Origin of the sequence: Klebsiella sp. JB_Kp031, assembly GCF_040064295.1 — a bacterium.
Taxonomy (GTDB): Bacteria; Pseudomonadota; Gammaproteobacteria; order Enterobacterales; family Enterobacteriaceae; genus Klebsiella; species Klebsiella quasipneumoniae.
Genome location: NZ_JBEAJW010000024.1, coordinates 119,567 through 139,397 on the forward strand (window position 1 = coordinate 119,567; position 19,831 = coordinate 139,397).

Genomic DNA, 19,831 nt, shown 5'->3' on the forward strand with positions numbered 1-19,831 from the left:
CAGGTGAGGCGCTTCACATTTTAATCACCCCCATGCCGGTAGATTTCACACGTCAATGACACAATCGATTCAGCAAAAGGGAATAAAAATGAAAAAGACACTGGTTCTGACGGCTATCGCTCTGCTGGTTTCTGGCTCCGCCGCGGCAAAAACATGGGTGCTGACGAGTGCTGAAGAGGGCATGGATAAAGGAAACTGGCAGATCAGCAGCGATCAGCTGAAGGTGAAAGACCATACGTTCAGCATTGAGCAGAAAGTCCTGCACGGCGGCAAGCAGGAAGGCAGCAAAATCCTCACCATTCGCAGTAAAGACGGCCTGACTATCACCCTCAGCCCGACGCGGGGCATGAACTTGCTGCGAGTGGAAGGCTTCGGCAGTCGGATGGGCTGGGACTCGCCGGTCAAAGAGGTTGTTAACCCGGCGTTTATCAACCTGGAGAGCCGCAACGGACTCGGCTGGCTGGAAGGGTTCAACGAGATGATGGTCCGCTGCGGCTATGAGTGGACCGGCCATCCAGTCACCGCGGACGGGCAAATTTATACCCTGCACGGCAAGGCCGGCAACACGCCGGCCTCCCTGGTGGAGGTTGAGGTGGCCGACAGCGCGCCGTATGAAATTCGCGTCCGCGGGCTGGTGAAAGAGAGCACCTTCAAAAAAGCCGATCTGCAGACCATGACCGAGCTGCGCTATATCCCGGGCAGCAACAGCTTCAGCCTGCACGATGTCTTAACCAATCACGCCGACTATCCGCATGATTATCAGATCATCTACCACAGCAACTTCGGTACCCCGATCCTCGAAGAAGGCGCACGTTTCCTCGCCCCGATGTCCAGCATCAGCCCGTTCAATGATTACGCCAAGAGCGGGTTAAAAACCTGGCAAACCTATCAGGGACCGACCAAAGACTTTGACGAGATGGTATTTAATATTCAGCCGCTGGCCGATGAAAATCACCAGACGCTGGCCGCCGTGGTCAACAAGGCTGGCGATAAAGGCGCCTCTATTCAGTTCGACACCCGCCAGCTGCCGGTCCTGACGCTGTGGAAAAACACCGACACCGTCAAACAGGGTTACGTCACCGGTATCGAGCCAGGGACCAGCTACGCCTATCCGGTGACCATTGAACGCGAGCAAAAACGCGTGAAGCAGCTGCAGCCGGGCGCCAGCGCGCAGTTTGATCTGACCTACACCTTGCTGCACGACAGCGCCCAGGTGGCCGCCGTCGAGCAGAAGATCGCGCAGATTCAGGGCGACAATAAAGTGGTGGAGAACGAAACGCCGATCGCCAAAGAGTAAAAATACCCCCAGCCGAACGCCCGGAGCGGTACGCCGCGCCGGGCTACTCCCGCCCCATCACCTCGTGCCCGAGATCCCGGGCAAACTGCTGGTACTGTCGCTCATCGATTGGCTGCGGGTAGCTCAGCACCAGCAGCTCATGATCCGCGATGCCCTGATGATAGGTGGGATGACGATGCGCCCAGGGGTTAGCGTGAAATCCCATCGACTGATAAAAGCGCAGTCGTTTATGGGCGATCTCGCTGGTGAGCGGATCGATTTCCAGAATAGTCAGCGGCGCGCGCGTCAGGATCTGCGCCAGCAGCTGTTTACCATAGCCGCGGGAGCGCAGCGTATCGTCGATCGCCAGATGTTCGACATAACAGTAGCCGGCAAACTGCCAGCAGCCGCTGAGGCCGATAAATACGTCCTCATCGAACCACGCCTCAAGCGCGTAGTGCGCGTTGCTGAGCGCCTGACGTTTGGCCTCGCTTTCGCGCTGCTCGTGCCAAGGAAAGGCGCGCGCGTAGAGCGCGTCCAGCATGGCGAAATGGGGCGAGTCGGTAGAAAGAACGCTTTCGCAGGTCAGCATCACACCCTCCCTGTTGGTAAAAACAAAACTGCCCTCACGCGGAGGGCAGTGATCGGAGGCGCTCGGGCTTACTCTGCCGCGGCCGCTTTTTGCGCCAGCTTATCCAGCAGCTTTTGATGAATGCCGCCGAAGCCGCCGTTGCTCATCACCAGGATATGGTCGCCAGGATGGGCGGTTTTGACCACCATCTCCGCCAGGGTATCGACGTCGGCGCTCCAGTGGGCCGGCTGGACGCAGGCTTCCGCCACTTCCGCCACCTGCCATGGAATATGCTGCGGCTGCAGGAGGAACACTTCATCGGCGCGGCCAAGGGACGGCGCCAGATCGTCCTTGCAGACGCCCATTTTCATGGTATTAGAGCGCGGCTCCAGCACGGCGAGAATGCGCGCGGTGCCGCCCACTTTGCCGCGCAGCGCCTGCAGCGTGGCGAGGATCGCCGTCGGATGATGAGCGAAATCGTCATACACGGTGACGCCGTTGGCTTCGCCGCGCAGCTCCAGGCGACGGCGGGCGTTGATAAAGCTGCCCAGCGCGTTCGCGGCATCCGCCGGCAGTACCCCGACGTGACGCGCCGCGGCAATGGCCATCAGGCCGTTATGCATATTATGTTCGCCGACCAGCGCCCACTTCACCTCGCCGACCTTTTCGCCGTCAAACAGCACTTCCCACTGCGAGGCGTCGGCGTTCAGCTTCTTCGCCTGCCAGTGGCCCTGCTCGCCCACCAGCTCCTGCTCGCTCCAGCAGCCCATCGCCATCACCTGCTTCAGGTTGATGTCGTTCTCCGGCAGGATAATTTTGCCTTTGCCCGGCACGATGCGCACCAGATGGTGGAACTGCTTCTGAATCGCCTTCAGGTCGTCAAAGATATCCGCGTGGTCGAACTCAAGGTTGTTGAGGATCAGCGTCCGCGGGCAGTAGTGAACAAATTTGGAGCGCTTGTCGAAGAAGGCGCAGTCGTATTCATCCGCTTCAATGACGAAGAACGGGCTGTCGCCCAGGCGCGCAGAGACGTCGAAATTGCCCGGAACGCCGCCAATAACGAAGCCCGGCTGGTAACCGCAGGCTTCAAGGATCCAGGTCGCCATGCCGGCGGTGGTGGTTTTGCCGTGGGTCCCGGCGACGGCCAGCACCCAGCGATCGCGCAGCACGAAGTCGTGCAGCCACTGCGGGCCGGACATATAGGGAATATTGTTTTCCAGCACCGCTTCAACGCACGGGTTGCCGCGAGTCATGGCGTTACCGATGATCACCAGGTCCGGCCGGGGCTCCAGCTGGCTGGGGTCATAGCCCTGAATTAAATCAATCCCCTGGTTTTCCAGCAGGGTGCTCATCGGCGGATAGACGTTAGCATCCGACCCCGTTACCTCATGACCGAGGGAGCGCGCCAGCATGGCCAGGCCCCCCATAAACGTGCCACAGATTCCTAAAATATGAATGCGCATTCGTCATTTCCTTCTCTTATCCGGGGCACATTTTACCCATATCCCGGGCCCTGGCGAAATGCATTTCAGGCGAATCTGTATTTTGCTGGCGCGATTCACCAGTGCGCACTTTTTTGATTCTTTGTTAAGATTGTTGCGTTCGTTTTACTCAACATAAAAATGCAGGGAACGAGTTATGAAAACGTTAGGTGAGTTTATTGTTGAAAAGCAGCACGAGTTCTCCCACGCCACCGGTGAGCTGACTGCTTTGTTGTCAGCAATAAAGCTGGGCGCCAAGATCATCCACCGCGATATCAACAAGGCCGGTCTGGTCGATATCCTGGGTGCCAGCGGTGCTGAAAACGTTCAGGGCGAGGTTCAGCAAAAACTCGATCTGTTCGCTAATGAAAAATTAAAAGCCGCACTGCGAGCACGCGATATTGTTGCCGGGATCGCCTCTGAAGAAGAAGATGAGATTGTCGTCTTCGAAGGGTGTGAACACGCCAAATACGTGGTGCTGATGGACCCTCTGGATGGCTCCTCTAACATCGACGTTAACGTCTCTGTCGGTACGATCTTCTCTATCTATCGCCGTGTGACGCCTGTTGGCACGCCGGTGACAGAAGAAGATTTCCTGCAGCCGGGAAACAAGCAGGTGGCAGCGGGCTATGTGGTCTATGGCTCTTCGACAATGCTGGTGTATACCACCGGCTGCGGCGTCCACGCCTTCACCTATGACCCGTCCCTCGGCGTCTTCTGTCTGTGCCAGGAGCGCATGCGCTTCCCGGAGAAGGGCAATACCTACTCCATTAACGAAGGCAACTACATCAAATTCCCGCAGGGCGTGAAGAAGTACATTAAGTACTGCCAGGAAGAAGACAAAGCGACTCAGCGTCCTTATACCTCACGCTATATCGGCTCTCTGGTGGCGGACTTCCACCGCAACCTGCTGAAAGGCGGCATCTACCTCTATCCAAGCACCGCCAGCCACCCGGATGGTAAGCTGCGCCTGCTGTATGAATGCAACCCGATGGCCTTCCTTGCCGAACAGGCGGGCGGTAAGGCCAGCGATGGTAAAGAGCGTATTCTGGATATTGTTCCGGAAAGCCTGCACCAGCGCCGCTCCTTCTTCGTCGGCAACAACCACATGGTGGAAGACGTCGAGAACTTTATTAAGTCGTTCCCGGACGCCTAAACGCCCTGCCCGCTCCTCCCGCGCCTGCGGGAGGAGCCTCTCGCTTAGCGACTCCCCGCCCCGCTCACCCGCGTCACCGCCGCATTCTGCCGGTTTTCCCACAGCACGGTCAGCCCACGCTGCAGCGCGATAAAGATAAACAGCAAAATGCCGATGGCGATTTTCGTCCACCATGAGCTGAGGGTGCCGTCGAAGTTGATGTAGGTCTGAATCAGCCCCTGGATCGCCACCCCGAACAGGGTTCCCAGCACGGTGCCAACGCCGCCGCTGAGCAGCGTGCCGCCGATCACCACCGAGGCAATGGCGTCCAGCTCCACGCCGACGCCCGCCAGCGCATAGCCCGCCTGGGTATAAATGGAAAAGACGATCCCGGCCAGCGTCGCCAGCCCGGTGGAGAGCATATAGATACGGATTGTGGCGCTGCGGGTGGAAATCCCCATCAGATTCGCCGACGTCGCGTTGCCGCCGATGGCATACACCTGATTGCCGAAGCGGGTGCGGTGGGCGACAAAAATACCGGCCACCACCACCAGCAGCATCAGCAGCCCCATGGCGCTGAGGCGTCCGCCGCCGGGAATGGTCCATGCCAGCCCGGACAGGGTGTCATACACCGGGTGGTTAATCGGAATCGACTCCTCTGACACCAGATAGCTCACGCCGCGCAGGAAGAACATGCCGGCGAGGGTGATGATAAAGGCCGGGATCTTCAGGGCGTCAATCAGCAGCCCCATAAACGCGCCGAAGGCGCAGCCCATCACCAGCACCAGCGGAAACGCCACCAGCGGTGATATTCCCCAAAAGCCAATCGCTTTGGCGAGAAAGACGCCGGTAAAGGCGATCACCGACCCGACAGACAGATCGATCCCGCCGGAGAGGATCACGAAGGTCATGCCCACGGCGATGATCCCGAGGAAGGCGTTATCCGTCAGGATATTGCAGATCACCCGCGTCGAGGCAAAGCCGGGGAATTGCGTCAGGCAGTAGAGATAGCCCAGCACAAACACCGCGAGGGTGATCATCAACGGTAAATTACGTTTTATCATGGCCGCGTACCCCTTTCAGTAAACCGATAAAGCGCGGCGACTGGACAATCAGTACGCACAGCACCACCACCGCTTTCACCACCTGGTTGAGCTCCGGCGGGAAGCCGGAGAGCAAAATCCCGGTGTTCATGCCCTGGATAATCAGCGCCCCCACCACCGACAGCAGCAGGTTGAATCGCCCGCCCATCAGCGAAGCGCCGCCGATGACCACCGCCAGAATGGCGTCCAGCTCCAGCCATAGCCCGGCGTTATTGGCATCCGCGCCGCGAATGTCCGCCGCCACGATGATCCCGGCGATCGCCGCGCAGACGCCGCTCAGGACATAGGCCAGCATCACCACGATGCGGGTATTAACGCCGGCGTTTTTCGCCGCGCGGATATTGATCCCCACCGCTTCGATAAACATGCCCAGCGCCGTTTTACGGGTAAACAGCCAGAACAGCAGCAGCGTAGCAGCGGCGACGATCACTGGCGTCGGAAACAGCAGAAACGATCCGCTGCCAAGCCACGCCAGCGCAGGGGAATCAAAGGTGACGATCTGCCCGGCGGTGATCAACTGCGCTACCCCGCGTCCGGCCACCATCAGGATCAACGTCGCCACAAAGGGCTGGATCTTAAGGATCGCCACGAGGATGCCGTTCCACAGCCCGGCCAGCGCGCCCGCCGCCAGCGAGGCCAGCAGCACCACCGCCAGGCTGTGTCCGGCGACGGTCATCGAGGCGGCCGTCGCGCCGGCAATCGCCATCACCGCCCCCACCGACAGGTCGATGCCGCCGGTGGCGATCACCAGCGTCATGCCGATGGCCAGCAGCGCCACCGGAGCGGCGCGGTTGAGAATATCGATTGGGCTGCCAAACAGGCGGCCATCCTGAAGCACTACCTGATAAAAATGGGGCGCCACCAGGCTGTCGACCAGCAGAACCAGCAGCAGAGCAATGATCTGCGGGGTGCCCTTCGGCCAGGTGAAGCGTCGCTTCTCCGGGCCGGTTTGCGAAAGAGATCGAGGCATCATGAGTTACTCCTTATGCCGCAATAGCGTTCATGATCGCCGGTACAGAGAGCTCGGCGAGCGGGATCTCGGCCACCTGCCGGCGATCGCGCATGATAATGACCCGATCGGCGTAACCCACTAGCTCCTCCAGTTCAGAGGAGATGACCAGCAGCGCCAGACCATCGGCGCAGAGGGTTTCAATCAGGCGAATAATTTCCGCGTGGGCGCCGACGTCAATGCCGCGGGTCGGTTCATCGAGGATCAGGAACTGCGGTTTGGTCAGCAGCCAGCGGGAAAGTAATACCTTCTGCTGGTTGCCGCCGGAGAGAAACTCGATCGGCTGCTCCGCGCTGGGGGTACGGATCCCCAGCTGGCGAATAAAGCGCTCGGCGATCTCGTTCTGTTCACGCCGGGGTATCGGCCGCAGCCAGCCGCGCTGCGCCTGCAGGGCAAGGACGATATTTTCCCGCACCGAAGCGGCGGCGATAATGCCGTCGGTTTTGCGATCCTCCGGACAGAAGCCGATCCCGAGGCAGGAGGCCTGATGCGGAGAGCGCAGGGTTTGCGGTTTGCCTTTGATCCATGCCTTCCCGCTGTCCGCCGTTTTAATGCCGAAGATCACCTCGGCGGTTTCAGTGCGTCCGGAACCCAACAGGCCGGCGAGGCCGACAATTTCGCCCGGACGGACCTGCAGGTCGAACGGGGCGATGGTGCCTTTCTTGCCGTAGCCTTCGAACGCCGCCACCGGCTTATCGCTCAGCAGGGTTCGGCCCGCCCGCTGCAGGGCGTTGTGGTCCAGTTCGCGGCCCAGCATCATTTTCACCAGCTCAATCTGCGGCAGCTCGCGGGTTTCGCGGCAGCCGACGAAGCTGCCGTTGCGCAGCACGGTAATGCGGTCGCTGACCGCATAGACCTGGTCGAGAAAATGGGTGACGAAGATCAGGCTGACGCCGTTATCCCTGAGCTGGCGCATCAGGGTAAACAGCATCTCCACCTCCTGAGTATCGAGGCTGGCGGTGGGCTCGTCGAGGATCAATACCTTGGCCGACAGGTCGATAGCCCGACAGATAGCAACGATCTGCTGCATCGCTACTGAAAAGCGGTTCAGCGGCTCGCGCACATCGAGGGAAAAGCCATAGGAGGCCATCAGCGCCGTCGCCCTGGCCTCCATCTCTTTACGCCGCAGCAGGCCAAACCGCCGCGGCTCACGGCCGATAAACAGGTTGTCCGCCACCGACATATTCGGCAGCAGGTTCACTTCCTGATAAACGGTGCCGATCCCCAGCTGCTGGGCATGGGCGGTATTTTTCGGGGAAATGGCCTGGCCTTCCAGCCAGATGGTGCCACGATCGGCATGGTAAACGCCGGTAAGCGCTTTGATCAGCGTCGATTTTCCGGCGCCGTTTTCGCCCAACAGGGCCATGATTTCGCCGCGCCGCAGGCTAAAGTTGACGTTATCCAGCGCCTTAACGCCGGGGAAGAATTTACTGAGTCCTTCGGTGCGAAGGATCTCCTGGTGTGCCTCGGCGCTCATAATCGATATCACCTTCAAATGATGTCAGGTTGCCCCGGTTCGCGCTCTGCTTGCCGGGGTTACTGGAACGCTGCCTGTTACCCTCTCCGCTTGCGGAGAGGGCCGGGATGAGGGGCTAGCCACTCAGTAGCCCATATTTTTCTTTTTCTCTAACTCTTCTTTCGCCGTATCCGGCAGATACAGCGTCGATTTGGTAATGGTCAGCTTCTCCGGCAGGGTGCCGTCTTTTTTGTATTTCTCCAGCGCATCAAATGCCGGGCCGGCCATATTCGGCGTCAGCTCGACGCTGGCGTTGGCTTCGCCGGCGATCATCGCTTTATAGATATCCGGCACGCCGTCGATGGAGCCGGTGAGAATATCTTTGCCCGGCTTCAGACCGGCTTCTTTAATGGCCTGGATGGCGCCGATGGCCATATCGTCGTTATGAGCGAATACCATGCAGATGTTTTTGCCGTTATTCTCCGCCTTGATAAAGCTCTCCATGACCTCTTTCCCTTTGCTGCGGGTGAAGTCGCCGGACTGAGAGCGGATAATTTTGATATTCGACGCTTTGGCGATAGCGTCGGCGAAGCCTTTCTTACGGTCGATGGCCACGCTGGCCCCGACGGTGCCCTGCAGTTCAACGACGTTACACGGCTTACCGTCGACGGTTTTCACCAGCCAGTCGCCAATCAGCTGGCCTTCCAGCACGTTGTTGGCGGTCACGGTGGTCATGTAGAGATCTTTATCTTTCACATCAATGGAACGGTCGAGGAGGAAGACCGGTATCTTGGCCTCTTTCGCCTCTTTCAGCACCGGCTCCCAGCCGGTGGCCACCACCGGCGCAATGAAGATCGCGTCAACCCCCTGGGCGATAAAGGAGCGCACCGCTTTGATCTGGTTTTCCTGTTTTTGCTGACCATCAGCGATCTTCAGCGTAATACCGCGCTTGGCGGCTTCCTCTTTCGCGACGCTGGTTTCCGCCGCACGCCAGCCGGATTCAGAACCGACCTGCGAAAAACCTACGGTTAGCGGGGCAGCTATCGCCATAGACGACATAGCTGCGGAAACTGCTGTGACAAGAAGTAAGCGCTTCCACATAAGGGTATCCTCGTAGGGTTATTGTTGGTTAAAGTCTCACCTGCGGACAAACTATAGACAATCGGTGATGTAACTGAATGCGTTACATCACACTTCAAAAAAGTAAATGAGATGTTAATGACAGCCCAATAGCCCAGCGGAGAGCGGATAAGGCTTAGCGGGGAGCGCGGCAGCGGCGGTTTGTGACGTTTTTTTAAGCAGTTTGATAAATCAATCACATGCAATGAAAACGGTTACATAAATTTATTCATGATGTGGCTATGTTTATGGATTTTCATGTCATTATGGCGTGCAAAATTCAGAGCACTCCGCGGCGAGATCGGGAAAAAGAAGCGAAGACATTCGATGTGAGTTGGCTATAATACCGAGCACTTGTTTGCCATACATTTTAAAGGAAACAGACATGAGCTTACTCAACGTACCTGCGGGCAAAGATCTGCCGGAAGACATCTACGTCGTGATCGAGATCCCGGCGAACGCAGATCCTATCAAATACGAAGTCGACAAAGAGAGCGGTGCACTGTTCGTTGACCGTTTCATGTCCACAGCGATGTTCTATCCGTGCAACTACGGCTACATCAACCACACCCTGTCCCTGGACGGCGACCCGGTTGACGTGCTGGTCCCGACCCCGTACCCGCTGCAGCCGGGCTCCGTGATCCGCTGCCGTCCGGTTGGCGTTCTGAAGATGACCGACGAATCCGGTGAAGACGCGAAACTGGTTGCCGTACCGCACACCAAGCTGAGCAAAGAATACGATCACATCAATGATGTGAACGACCTGCCGGAACTGCTGAAAGCCCAGATCACTCACTTCTTTGAGCACTACAAAGATCTGGAAAAAGGCAAATGGGTTAAAGTCGACGGTTGGGACAACGCGGAAGCGGCGAAAGCCGAAATCGTTGCCTCTTTCGAGCGCGCTAAGCAGAAGTAATTCTGTCTCAGGCAGGGTCATCCCTGCCTGATTGCGGCACGGATTGCCGCGATAACACCATGGAGGGTGTCCCGTGAAAAGCGTTCGCTATTTCACTCTTAACTTTTCTGGCTTCACGACCGCCGCCTCTGAAAAACAGGGGTATCTGCGCCTTATCGCCGGCGAGCATGTCTTTTACACCGATAAACGCTATTTTAACGACCCCGCACTTTTTGACCGTCTGAAGATCAATCAGCCCCTGCATCTTGGCGCCCGCCGCCTGGACAACGGCAGTTACTGGATCCACTGGCTCAGCGATGGCGAAACGCACCTTGAGCCCAGTCAACACGTAAAGCGCTGGGCCCGGCCACTGCTGTTTATCAGCCTGCTGACGCTCATCGTCACCCTTATCCCGCTCCTGGTGAGCGCCTCGGAATGGGGTAGGTTCGGCTGCGGCATTATCGCGATACTGGCCTTCATCGCGCTGTTAACCGGGCTCTACGAGCGACTGTTCCACCCGGCGCTAAAACGGCACCCCGCCATGCGCGATCTGCTGGCGAAGATGGCGCTGGCCCGCCGACGCGACGTCTCCTTTTGCCAGCCGCTACCCGCCACGACGCAAGCCCTCCGCCAGTCGGCAATGCCTTTTACGCAAGCCCTGCCGGAACGCTATGCCGCTCAGGCAGACATCATCATCGACGCCCACTTTAAGAAGTGGTATGCAGGCAATCCAACCCGCGAATATCACGGCCTCGGGATACAATGCGGTTCCCTGCCGCTGGCCTTCTGGTGGCAGGCAGGCTGCGCTAATTTCGCGCTGCATCCGGTGTTTTACCGTTGTCAGCCGCCGTTTCTTGCCACCGGCGATCGCATCCTCGCCGTATACGAGCGCGACAGCCGGGCGATCCATGCGCTATACAATGCCAGCGACGGCGCGGCTTATATAAAAAACCATCCGCTCTATCCTGGACGCCGACAGCTGTCGCTGCTCTATTACCTGTTTTACGGCCTCGCGCTGGTGATGTATCTGTTATTTCTCGGAGTAGAACTCGTCAGCGCCCTTCAGTCAGGCCGGCGCGTCTGGTGGCAGGTTCAGGATTCGCTGGACATGCTGTCCTTATTGTTACTCTGTTTTGGTGGGGTACTGGCGGTGCTGGAGCTGATAGGCCCAACGGCCTGGTTATTGTCACACCGGGTGGCTGACTGGCTGAAGCTGCGATCGGCGATGCGGCGTTACCTGCGGGGGGCTGCCCCTCCTACCACGCTCGAGGAGGTCATGTAATGTTTAGCACCCCAACACGACGATTATTATTCCTCGCGCTGACGACGCTGGCTTCCACAGCGTGGCTGGCGAAGGATTATCTTCCGCTCTGGTAAGAGGTAGGCGCAGAAAAAAACAACGCCACCCGAAGGTGGCGCTGTCATGGTTAATACTGGTCGCGATCCAACCAGTTGCCGTTCGCTATCAACGTACAACCCTCAACGGAACGTTGATAGACATACATCCATGCGCTGCCGTAAGGCGTCTGAATCAGGTGGCGCGCATACTCGCCCCCCTTGGTGCGGAGCGCATCCAGTTCGGCCAGCGTCGATGCATCAATACGATAAACTTCACCATGTACTGTGCCTTCGCCGGGCACCGCGCCTGGATAGTGGCCCAGGCTGTACAGCTGATAATCGTCGACACTATGAGCGCCCAGCCACTGGGCGTTGGTCATCCAGTGGCTGTTGCCTTGTTTGCGTCGTAAACTGCCGTAAACAAATATTCGCATTGCTAAAACTCAAACTGATAGAGCAAATCGAGCGCCTGGTCGATGCCAGACACCGCTTCCACATATAGCTTAGGCATCAGGCGATAACGTAAAGTCAGCGTCGCCAGGGAATCGAAGATACCGACCCCGTATTTTACCTGCAGACCCGGCAGTACATAGCCGCTGACCACCACCTGGGAAGAGTCGCCTACCCCTTCGGTGTCCAACGCCAAATTGCTTACGCCAAACGTCTCGCCGATTTTACCCACAACCTGACCACTTTGTGCAACCCCCATACCAATAAGCATTGAGGTCATCGCGGCGCTATCGCTCTGTCCGCTGCTCAAACCCTGGCCGCGCAGCAGATAAGACAGCGCTTCCTGCTGGGACATAACCGGGTCAGAGAAGATCTCCGCTTTCGGCTGATCGGCGGAGCCGGTGACGCGAACGCCGGCGATCACGTCGTCTTCGGTGGCATCCGGGTTACGAATTGCTTCGATATTCAGTAATGGCTGATCCGGCGGACCGGAGAACAGCAGCTCCCCTTTGCGCACAATCAAATCCTGGCCATAGGCATGGAAGCGGCCGTCCGGAATATTGATCTGCCCGTTGAGTCCCAGCCCCTGCTTGTCCTGCGCCACTTTCAGATCGCCGGTCAGACGCGCTTTCAGACCGAAGGCTTCCAGACGAACGTTGTTGCCGACGTGGATCGTCAGGTTGCTGTTGATCGGGATCCCGGCGCTCTGCTGATTAATCGGCTTGAGGTTTTTGTCGAGCATCACTTCATCAGAAGACACGCCAACCGCGCTCTCCGGCACCTCATTGACCACGATCCGCGCCCAGGGCACATCCACCTTGCCATCGAGGTTGAACAGGCTTGGCGTGGCGGTAAACACCACGTCCGGCGATACATCGAGACGGACCATCGGCGGCACCGTGATCCGCACCCGGCTGCCTTTCGCCGCAATTTGCGCCCGCCAGTTATCGATCTGCGTCCAGTCGGCGTTGCCGCTGAGGGCGATTTGCCCCTGACGGGTGTTCACCGTCCCCTGCAGGGTCGAGCGCGTGCCGTTGAAGTTCATCGCCAGCTGGCTCGGCTGCATATCAAACGGCATAAAGTTGCCGTCGATATCCACCCCGCTTAACTGCATCTGGCCGAACAGCTGCGGACTTTTCACGTTGCCGCCCAGGCGCAGACGGGCGTTGAGCCTTCCCTCCGCCTTTTCACCGCGGGCGAAAATCGGGTTGATCATCGCCAGCGAGAAGTTGCTGATATTGACGTTGCCGCCGAGGTTACGCCGCCCCTGCGGGTCGGTGACCTGCACCTGCCCATCCAGCTGGCCATTGTTGGTCAGGCGGATAAGCCAGCCCAGCTCCGCGCGATTGTTGTGCAGATCGGCGCTGAGGTTCAGCGTATCGAACGCCACCGGCAGCGGGGCGTCATTGACCACCTGGGTCACTTTGACGTTGCGCCCGCTGAGGGTCACTTTACCCTGCGGCAGCCCCTCCTTGGTGGTGTCCCAGCTGACATCGGCATTACCGGTAAAGACGCCGCTGGCCTGGGTCGCCTCCGGCATAAACGGCTTGAGCATCGCCAGGTCGAAGCGGTTGAGATTCACCCGCGCCCGCCCGCTGGCGCCTGCGTCAATGGTCTCAGGCACGCAGAGCTCGGCGTTCGGGTTGGTCCAGCAGTGTGGTCCGATGCTGATTTTCTGCTCCTGGTTGCGATAGTCCAGCGCGATACTGCGCGTCAGCGCCACCGGCCCCACCGGCGTCTGGAAGCGGGTATCGCTTAGCGCGCCTCTCCAGCGCTCGGCCTGACGATCGAAGCTGCCCGCCAGCGCCAGCTGGCCGGAAACCGGATCGCCTTGCACCCGCAGCCGCAGCTCATGCTGCTTCTCAGTGCCTTTGGCATTGAGCTGCACCAGGCTGATATTCACCCCCGGCTGGCTGATGCGATCCACCCGTACGTCCAGGTTGCCGCCGATCTGATCGGTGGATTTCACATCCCCTTTGACGTTGACCTGGGCGATGGTCAGCTCCTGCCAGCGCAGCGCCCGGGCGGTGATGTCCGCCAGCAGCTGCGGCGCATCGACAGTGCCGCGCACTTTCACCAGCCCCTTCGCCGTCCCGCCGAGCCCCGGCAGCGCATTATCCAGGTGCGGCGCATCGATGGTGGCGTCGAGATTCAGATCCTTCACCCCCAGCTCGCCTTTGATATCGGCGCTGTTCGGGCCTAACGCCAGATGCAGCCCCGGGATTTTCCACTGCAGATAGCTGTTGCCCTGCAGCGAGCCCGAAACATCCACCTTGTTCTGTTTCACGTTGCCGGTAATTTTCAGCTCCGGCACCGACATCTGCCAGCTGCCGCCGTACAGGCTGCCCTGGGTCTTGATCCTGCCATTGAGCTTCGATGGCCAGTCCGGCACCTCTTTGGCGGTGTTGATGCCGTCGAGGGTCAGCTCGCCGCGCCAGCTGATCGCCTGCTGCCAGTCGAGGAGCGCTTTCAGCTCGGTTTTCCCTTCCAGGGCATTGACCGTCAGCTTGTCGAGATTGATCTGCCGCTCATTGCCTTTGGCGTTGAGGGCGATTTTCGCCGGCGGCAGCGACTGGCCTTTCACCGCGGTGGAGAAGGCCAGCGCATAGTCGGTCATTTTGCCGCTGAACTTCAGCTGGACGTCGTCGGCCTGGAACTGCTTCTCGCCGCTGAACGGCCAGGCGAGCTGCTTACTCTTCAGCTCCATATTGAGCGGCAGCCCGGCCTCCGCCAGCTGCGCGTCCGCCCGCAGCGTGGCCGCGACCGGCCCGCTTAAGTCCACTCCGACCTTAAGCGTTTTACGTATCTCGCCGCCCACCTTCAGCTGCACCTTCTCCCCTTTCATCGGGTCGACGTTCAGCGTTCCGGCGAGGGTGATGTCTACCGGCCAGTTATCCTGTAGCTGGGCGCTGCCCGAAGCGCTGACCTTGCCCTGATCGGAGTCGATGTCGAGGGCGTCGAGCTTCATCTGCCCGTCGATACTGCTGACTTTCAGCAGCAGGTTGTACACCGTGATATCGGTATCGCCGGTGAGACGCAGCTGCTCGCCGCGGAACGCCTGAATATTGAGGTTAAGCGGCAGATGGACATCGGTCATCGCCGGCAGCACCGGCTGCGAGAAGAGGTCGGTCATCGTCTCGCCGAGCGGTTTCTCCTGCGGTCGCGGGTTGTCGATTTTCGGCTCGACCACCTGCTCCTGCGCCACTTTCGCCACCTTCGGCAGAGCGATCAGCAGCCCCTGCAGCGAGGTCGGCGTCAGGGTCAGGTTTTTCTCCTGCCAGTTCAGGCCGGTGGAAAAATCGCGCACGGAGACCGCGGTATCGTCGATTTTGACGTTGACGTTATGCAGCGCGACGCGGCTGAGGGCGATCGGATAAGGGGTGGAGAGATTCAGCGGCCCGCTCTCCTCTTCCTCGACCGGCGCAGAGGGCGGCATCTTCTTCGTATCGACGGCGACGTAAATATCGCGCAGCGCGATGTCGTTTACGCACAGACTGCTGTCCCACAGACAGCGCAGCCTGACGCTGAGATGAAACTGGCCGGCGGTCACCGCCACGCCGGGCTGCTCATAGCGGACATTATCAAGGGTTAAATCACGCCAGCCGCCGGTCACTTTGCCGATTTCCAGCCCCGGCACCCAGCGATCCGCCGCTTTGAACACCAGATGCAAGCCGGTGGTGGTGCCCACCAGGAACCCGACGGTGCCCAGCAGGAGAACCAACACGATTAATACGCCGAGGCTTATCTTCTTCCATAAACTCATAATTCAGGCCCCAGACCGATGTAAAACTGTAAACCATGCTCTTCTTTGTCGCCGATTGGCCGGGCGATATCCAGCTTGATCGGCCCCACCGGCGACTGCCAGCGCACGCCTACCCCGGCGCCGGTTTTGAAATCACTCTCGCGAATATCGCTGACCGCTTCGCCGCTATCGACAAACACGGCGCCCCACCACTTGCCACTGACGTTGTACTGATATTCCAGCGAGCCGGTGGCCAGCTTCGAGGCCCCGATCAGCTTGCCGTCATCGTCCTTCGGCGAGATGGATTTGTATTTATAGCCGCGAATACTGCGATCGCCCCCGGCGAAAAAACGCAGGTCCGGCGGCACCTTGTCAAAGTTGTCCGCTTCGATCCAGCCCAGGTTGCCACGCACCACAAAGCGGTGGCGGTCATAGAGGGTACGGATCCAGACGTCCTGAGCCTGCATCACGATAAAGTTGATGTCCGAGCCCCACATGGTGTTGGAGTAGTCCACCGAGTAGCGCTGCGAATCGCCCCAGGTAGGCATCAGGCCGCCGCGGGAGCGAGTGCGGTTCACCGAGACCCCCGGGTAAATCAGCATGGTGGTGTTGGTGACGTTCGCCTGGGTAAAGTGGTCCAGGCTCCAGCGCAGGTTAATCGCCCGCTGCCAGCCGCTCGACATCTCCCAGAAACGCGAGACCCCCAGGGTGGTGGAGTCGGCCTGGGTGTCATTGAGATCGGTACGCTTAAAGCCGCCCTGCATCAGATAGTACTGCTCGAGCGGGCTCTTGAGCAGCGGGACTTTATAGGTGAAGTCAAACTGCTGCTCCGGGGCGGAGAGGCTGACGCTGGAGGTCAGGCTGTGGCCATAGGAGTTCATCCACGGTTTTTTCCACGTGGCTTTCACCCGCGGACCGACGTCTGTGGAGTACCCTACCCCGGTTTCCACGGTGTTCTCTTTGCGTGGCGAGACAACGCCCTGCAGAGGCAGCACCTTGGTTTTCCGTGACTTAGCAAAATCAGGCGCCACCACCACCGAACTGAACCACCCGGTCGCCGCCAGGCGGCGGTTTAGCTCGGCCAGGTCCTGCGAGGTGTAGTAGTCGCCCTCTTTAAACGGCACGAGGTTTTGCAGGTATTCATCGCGAATTTGCGATCCGGAGAAGGTGACGTGGCCAAAGCGATAGCGTTCGCCGCTGTCGTAATCGATATCCCAGAACGCCTGATGGCGGTCGAGGGAGACCCCCAGCTGGCTTTTATTGAACTCGCTGTCAAAGTAGCCTTTGCGCAGGGCGACGCGGGTCAACGAGCTCTTGAAACCGTCGTAATCGCCGTGGTTGAGCACCGTCCCAATGGCCGGGCGGGTTTTCAACAGCGCCAGGTAATCGCTGTCGGTGCGGGCGCCGCCGCGCAGAATCACCTCGGTTCCGCCAATGCGCACCGGCTCACCCGGGGTCACTTTGGCGATCAGCACCTGACGGCCCCTTTTCGGCGGCGGACGCAGATCAAATTCAATCGTCGGCTCGTAATACCCCAGCGCTTTCAGACCTTCGCGAATGGCGTCATCGACGCGCGCGCGAAAGCGACGATCCGGCGTGACCTCATCACTCTGGATGGTGGAAAGCTGGGCGCGAACGTTTTTCTCCAGCTCTCCGGATAATCCCTCAACCTGCAAACGCACATTCGCTGCGCTGGCGACCCCGCTGACCAGCAAAAGGCTGGTGACACATAACTGGCGGATTTTTAGCACATTTTCTCCTGAATATCCCTGTTTCCCCCTACAGGAAACACTGGCGCCGCTCCACGGCTTAACAAAACCCTAACAACTTAGGGTTGAAAAAGTGGCAATAACCCAAATAATTCTTATGTATTAATCTAGACGTATTACGCGTATTTATTGTGTTAAAAGACACGCTTCGTTACAACCTTAACGACGATTTCTGTATTGAGAGGCCCACCGTGAGTCTATTTGATAAAACGCATCTTGTCGCCCAGGCGGATGCGCTGCCTGGACGCAATACCCCGATGCCAGTGGCGACGCTCCACGCAGTTAACGGCCACTCGATGACCAACGTCCCGGCGGGGATGGAAGTGGCACTGTTCGCCATGGGCTGCTTCTGGGGAGTTGAACGTCTGTTCTGGCAATTGCCGGGGGTTTACAGCACCGCCGCCGGCTACACTGGCGGCTATACGCCCAATCCGACCTATCGCGAAGTGTGCAGCGGCCAGACCGGTCACGCGGAAGCGGTGCGCGTGGTCTACGATCCGCAGGTCATCAGCTATGAGCAGTTATTGCAGGTGTTCTGGGAAAATCACGACCCCGCGCAGGGCATGCGACAGGGTAACGACCTCGGCACCCAGTACCGTTCGGCGATCTATCCGTTGACGCCGGAACAGACGGAAGCGGCAAAGGCCAGCCTCGCGCGCTTCCAGGCGGCGATGAACGACGCGCACGATACCCGTCACATCACCACCGAGATCGCCACCGCCAAACCGTTCTACTATGCCGAGGACGATCACCAGCAGTATCTGTATAAGAACCCGCATGGCTATTGCGGCATTGGCGGCATTGGCGTCTGCCTGCCGCCTCAGGCGTAATTCTGATTTCCGCCTCAACAGCGAGGCGGTTAATGAACGCTCTGGCGGCTTTACATTCCCTTACGCTATACTACCCAGTGTGACAGCCGGTCCAGCGCCTTCGGACCGGTTTTTTATGTATTCCACATTTAAGTTATCAACTTCCCTTCCGAGGATCTGACCTCAACGGTCAGAAAAGATATGTTAAACAGTATTTTAGTAATACTCTGTCTGATAGCCGTCAGTGCGTTTTTTTCGATATCGGAAATCTCACTGGCCGCCTCACGTAAAATCAAACTGAAACTGCTGGCCGATGAAGGCAACGTCAACGCACAGCGGGTGCTGAAGATGCAGGAGAACCCGGGCACCTTCTTTACCGTCGTGCAGATTGGCCTCAACGCCGTCGCCATTCTTGGCGGTATCGTGGGCGACGCGGCTTTCTCACCGGCGTTTCATAGCCTGCTCAGCGGGTATTTGTCACCGGAGCTCTCCGAGCAACTGAGCTTCATCATCTCTTTTACCCTGGTCACCAGCTTGTTCATCCTGTTTGCTGACCTGACTCCGAAACGCATCGGTATGATTGCGCCCGAAACCGTGGCCCTGCGCATCATCAACCCGATGCGCTTCTGCCTGTTAGTCTTCCGCCCGCTGGTGTGGTTGTTTAACGGCATGGCCAACATGATCTTCCGCATCTTTAAACTGCCGATGGTGCGGAAAGACGATATCACCTCCGACGATATCTATGCCGTGGTCGAAGCCGGCGCGCTGGCCGGGGTGCTGCGCAAGCAGGAGCATGAGCTGATTGAGAACGTGTTCGAGCTGGAGTCCCGCACCGTTCCTTCCTCCATGACCCCGCGTGAAAGCGTCATTTGGTTTGATTTGCATGAAGACGAGCAGAGCCTGAAGAATAAAGTGGCCGAACACCCGCACTCGAAGTTCCTCGTCTGTAATGAAGATATCGACCACATTATCGGTTACGTCGATTCCAAAGATCTGCTGAACCGCGTGCTGGCGAACCAGAGCCTGGTGCTGACCGGCGGCGTACAGATCCGCAACACGTTGATCGTCCCGGATACCCTGACCCTGTCCGAAGCGCTGGAAAGCTTCAAAACCGCCGGGGAAGACTTTGCGGTGATCATGAATGAATATGCGCTGGTGGTCGGGATCATCACCCTTAACGACGTGATGACAACTCTGATGGGCGACCTCGTCGGCCAGGGGCTGGAAGAGCAGATCGTCGCCCGCGATGAAAACTCGTGGCTAATCGATGGCGGTACGCCGATTGATGACGTGATGCGCGTGCTGGATATCGACGAGTTTCCGCAGTCCGGGAACTACGAGACCATCGGCGGCTTTATGATGTTTATGCTGCGTAAAATCCCCAAACGCACCGACGCGGTGAAGTTCTCCGGCTATAAGTTCGAGGTCGTGGATATCGATAACTACCGTATCGACCAGTTGCTGGTGACCCGCATCGATAACAAGCCCACGGTGCTGGTGCCCAAGCAGGCGGAAGCGGCGGAAAGCCAGAACGCCTGAGCGTAATCCTTTCTCTCTCTTAAGGGCGGATGATCATCCGCCCTTTTTATTGCCCGAATGTGAAGCGGCTCACGCCCCTCTGCCGATAGCAGATTATTACTGCTCGATAGCGAAACGTTTATGACTCCCCCGTGCGCAA

Annotated in this window: 15 protein-coding genes; 6 read left to right on the top strand and 9 right to left on the bottom strand. The window is 58.6% G+C overall.

Features of this window, described 5'->3' with window-relative positions; translation table 11 throughout:
* Nucleotides 1-88: 88 nt before the first annotated feature.
* Entirely contained in the window at nucleotides 89-1,297 is a 1,209-nt protein-coding gene (locus ABLV64_RS09865) for an aldose 1-epimerase family protein (protein ID WP_017900577.1), read from the top strand.
* A gap of 43 nt (nucleotides 1,298-1,340) precedes the next feature.
* Here ABLV64_RS09865 and ABLV64_RS09870 read toward each other — a convergent pair whose 3' ends face one another.
* Both ABLV64_RS09870 and mpl read right to left on the bottom strand, forming a co-directional pair.
* Nucleotides 1,341-1,868, bottom strand: coding sequence for a GNAT family N-acetyltransferase (locus ABLV64_RS09870; protein WP_062913746.1), 528 nt, complete (start codon nucleotides 1,866-1,868; stop codon nucleotides 1,341-1,343).
* A gap of 68 nt (nucleotides 1,869-1,936) precedes the next feature.
* Nucleotides 1,937-3,310 (bottom strand): UDP-N-acetylmuramate:L-alanyl-gamma-D-glutamyl-meso-diaminopimelate ligase, encoded by a 1,374-nt coding sequence (gene mpl, locus ABLV64_RS09875; RefSeq protein WP_004206494.1) that lies wholly within the window; start codon nucleotides 3,308-3,310, stop codon nucleotides 1,937-1,939.
* Nucleotides 3,311-3,485: 175 nt separating this feature from the next.
* Between mpl and fbp the strand changes: the two genes are divergently transcribed.
* Entirely contained in the window at nucleotides 3,486-4,484 is a 999-nt protein-coding gene (gene fbp, locus ABLV64_RS09880; protein ID WP_004206493.1) for a class 1 fructose-bisphosphatase, read from the top strand.
* 44 nt (nucleotides 4,485-4,528) lie between these two features.
* Here fbp and yjfF read toward each other — a convergent pair whose 3' ends face one another.
* The 4 genes from yjfF to ytfQ all read right to left on the bottom strand — a co-directional run bounded on the left by yjfF (nucleotide 4,529) and on the right by ytfQ (nucleotide 9,132).
* A complete protein-coding gene (gene yjfF / locus ABLV64_RS09885) occupies nucleotides 4,529-5,527 on the bottom strand; it encodes a galactofuranose ABC transporter, permease protein YjfF (RefSeq protein ID WP_002886825.1) in 999 nt (332 codons plus the stop codon).
* Nucleotides 5,514-6,539 (bottom strand): galactofuranose ABC transporter, ATP-binding protein YtfT, encoded by a 1,026-nt coding sequence (gene ytfT / locus ABLV64_RS09890; protein WP_130943134.1) that lies wholly within the window; start codon nucleotides 6,537-6,539, stop codon nucleotides 5,514-5,516. Before ytfT ends, yjfF begins: the two co-directional genes overlap by 14 nt.
* 10 nt (nucleotides 6,540-6,549) lie before the next feature.
* A complete protein-coding gene (gene ytfR / locus ABLV64_RS09895; protein WP_008807146.1) occupies nucleotides 6,550-8,052 on the bottom strand; it encodes a galactofuranose ABC transporter, ATP-binding protein YtfR in 1,503 nt (500 codons plus the stop codon).
* Nucleotides 8,053-8,175: 123 nt separating this feature from the next.
* On the bottom strand, nucleotides 8,176-9,132 hold the full coding sequence (gene ytfQ / locus ABLV64_RS09900; protein WP_002886769.1) for a galactofuranose ABC transporter, galactofuranose-binding protein YtfQ: 957 nt from the start codon (nucleotides 9,130-9,132) through the stop codon (nucleotides 8,176-8,178).
* A gap of 403 nt (nucleotides 9,133-9,535) precedes the next feature.
* Between ytfQ and ppa the strand changes: the two genes are divergently transcribed.
* Together ppa and ABLV64_RS09910 are read left to right on the top strand one after the other, a co-directional pair.
* Nucleotides 9,536-10,066 (top strand): inorganic diphosphatase, encoded by a 531-nt coding sequence (ppa, locus tag ABLV64_RS09905; protein WP_002886766.1) that lies wholly within the window; start codon nucleotides 9,536-9,538, stop codon nucleotides 10,064-10,066.
* 73 nt (nucleotides 10,067-10,139) lie between these two features.
* Nucleotides 10,140-11,327 (top strand): hypothetical protein, encoded by a 1,188-nt coding sequence (locus ABLV64_RS09910; RefSeq protein WP_032456896.1) that lies wholly within the window; start codon nucleotides 10,140-10,142, stop codon nucleotides 11,325-11,327.
* Nucleotides 11,328-11,472: 145 nt separating this feature from the next.
* Here ABLV64_RS09910 and ABLV64_RS09915 read toward each other — a convergent pair whose 3' ends face one another.
* From ABLV64_RS09915 to tamA, 3 genes are read right to left on the bottom strand one after another with little or no spacing between them, the layout of a single operon-like run.
* On the bottom strand, nucleotides 11,473-11,817 hold the full coding sequence (locus ABLV64_RS09915) for a gamma-glutamylcyclotransferase (RefSeq protein ID WP_002886724.1): 345 nt from the start codon (nucleotides 11,815-11,817) through the stop codon (nucleotides 11,473-11,475).
* 2 nt (nucleotides 11,818-11,819) lie between these two features.
* Nucleotides 11,820-15,596 carry an autotransporter assembly complex protein TamB gene (tamB, locus tag ABLV64_RS09920; protein WP_049092076.1) on the bottom strand — a complete coding sequence of 1,259 codons (3,777 nt, stop codon included), beginning with the start codon at nucleotides 15,594-15,596 and terminating at the stop codon, nucleotides 11,820-11,822.
* Nucleotides 15,593-17,326: an autotransporter assembly complex protein TamA gene (gene tamA, locus ABLV64_RS09925; protein ID WP_023319583.1), complete on the bottom strand. Its 1,734-nt coding sequence runs from the start codon at nucleotides 17,324-17,326 to the stop codon at nucleotides 15,593-15,595. The genes tamB and tamA overlap by 4 nt, the downstream gene beginning before the upstream one ends.
* A gap of 209 nt (nucleotides 17,327-17,535) precedes the next feature.
* On the opposite strand from tamA, the gene msrA reads away from it, so the two are divergent.
* Entirely contained in the window at nucleotides 17,536-18,174 is a 639-nt protein-coding gene (msrA, locus tag ABLV64_RS09930; protein ID WP_032456893.1) for a peptide-methionine (S)-S-oxide reductase MsrA, read from the top strand.
* 180 nt (nucleotides 18,175-18,354) lie between these two features.
* Nucleotides 18,355-19,692 (top strand): hemolysin family protein, encoded by a 1,338-nt coding sequence (locus tag ABLV64_RS09935; protein WP_004206485.1) that lies wholly within the window; start codon nucleotides 18,355-18,357, stop codon nucleotides 19,690-19,692.
* Nucleotides 19,693-19,831 lie beyond the last annotated feature (139 nt).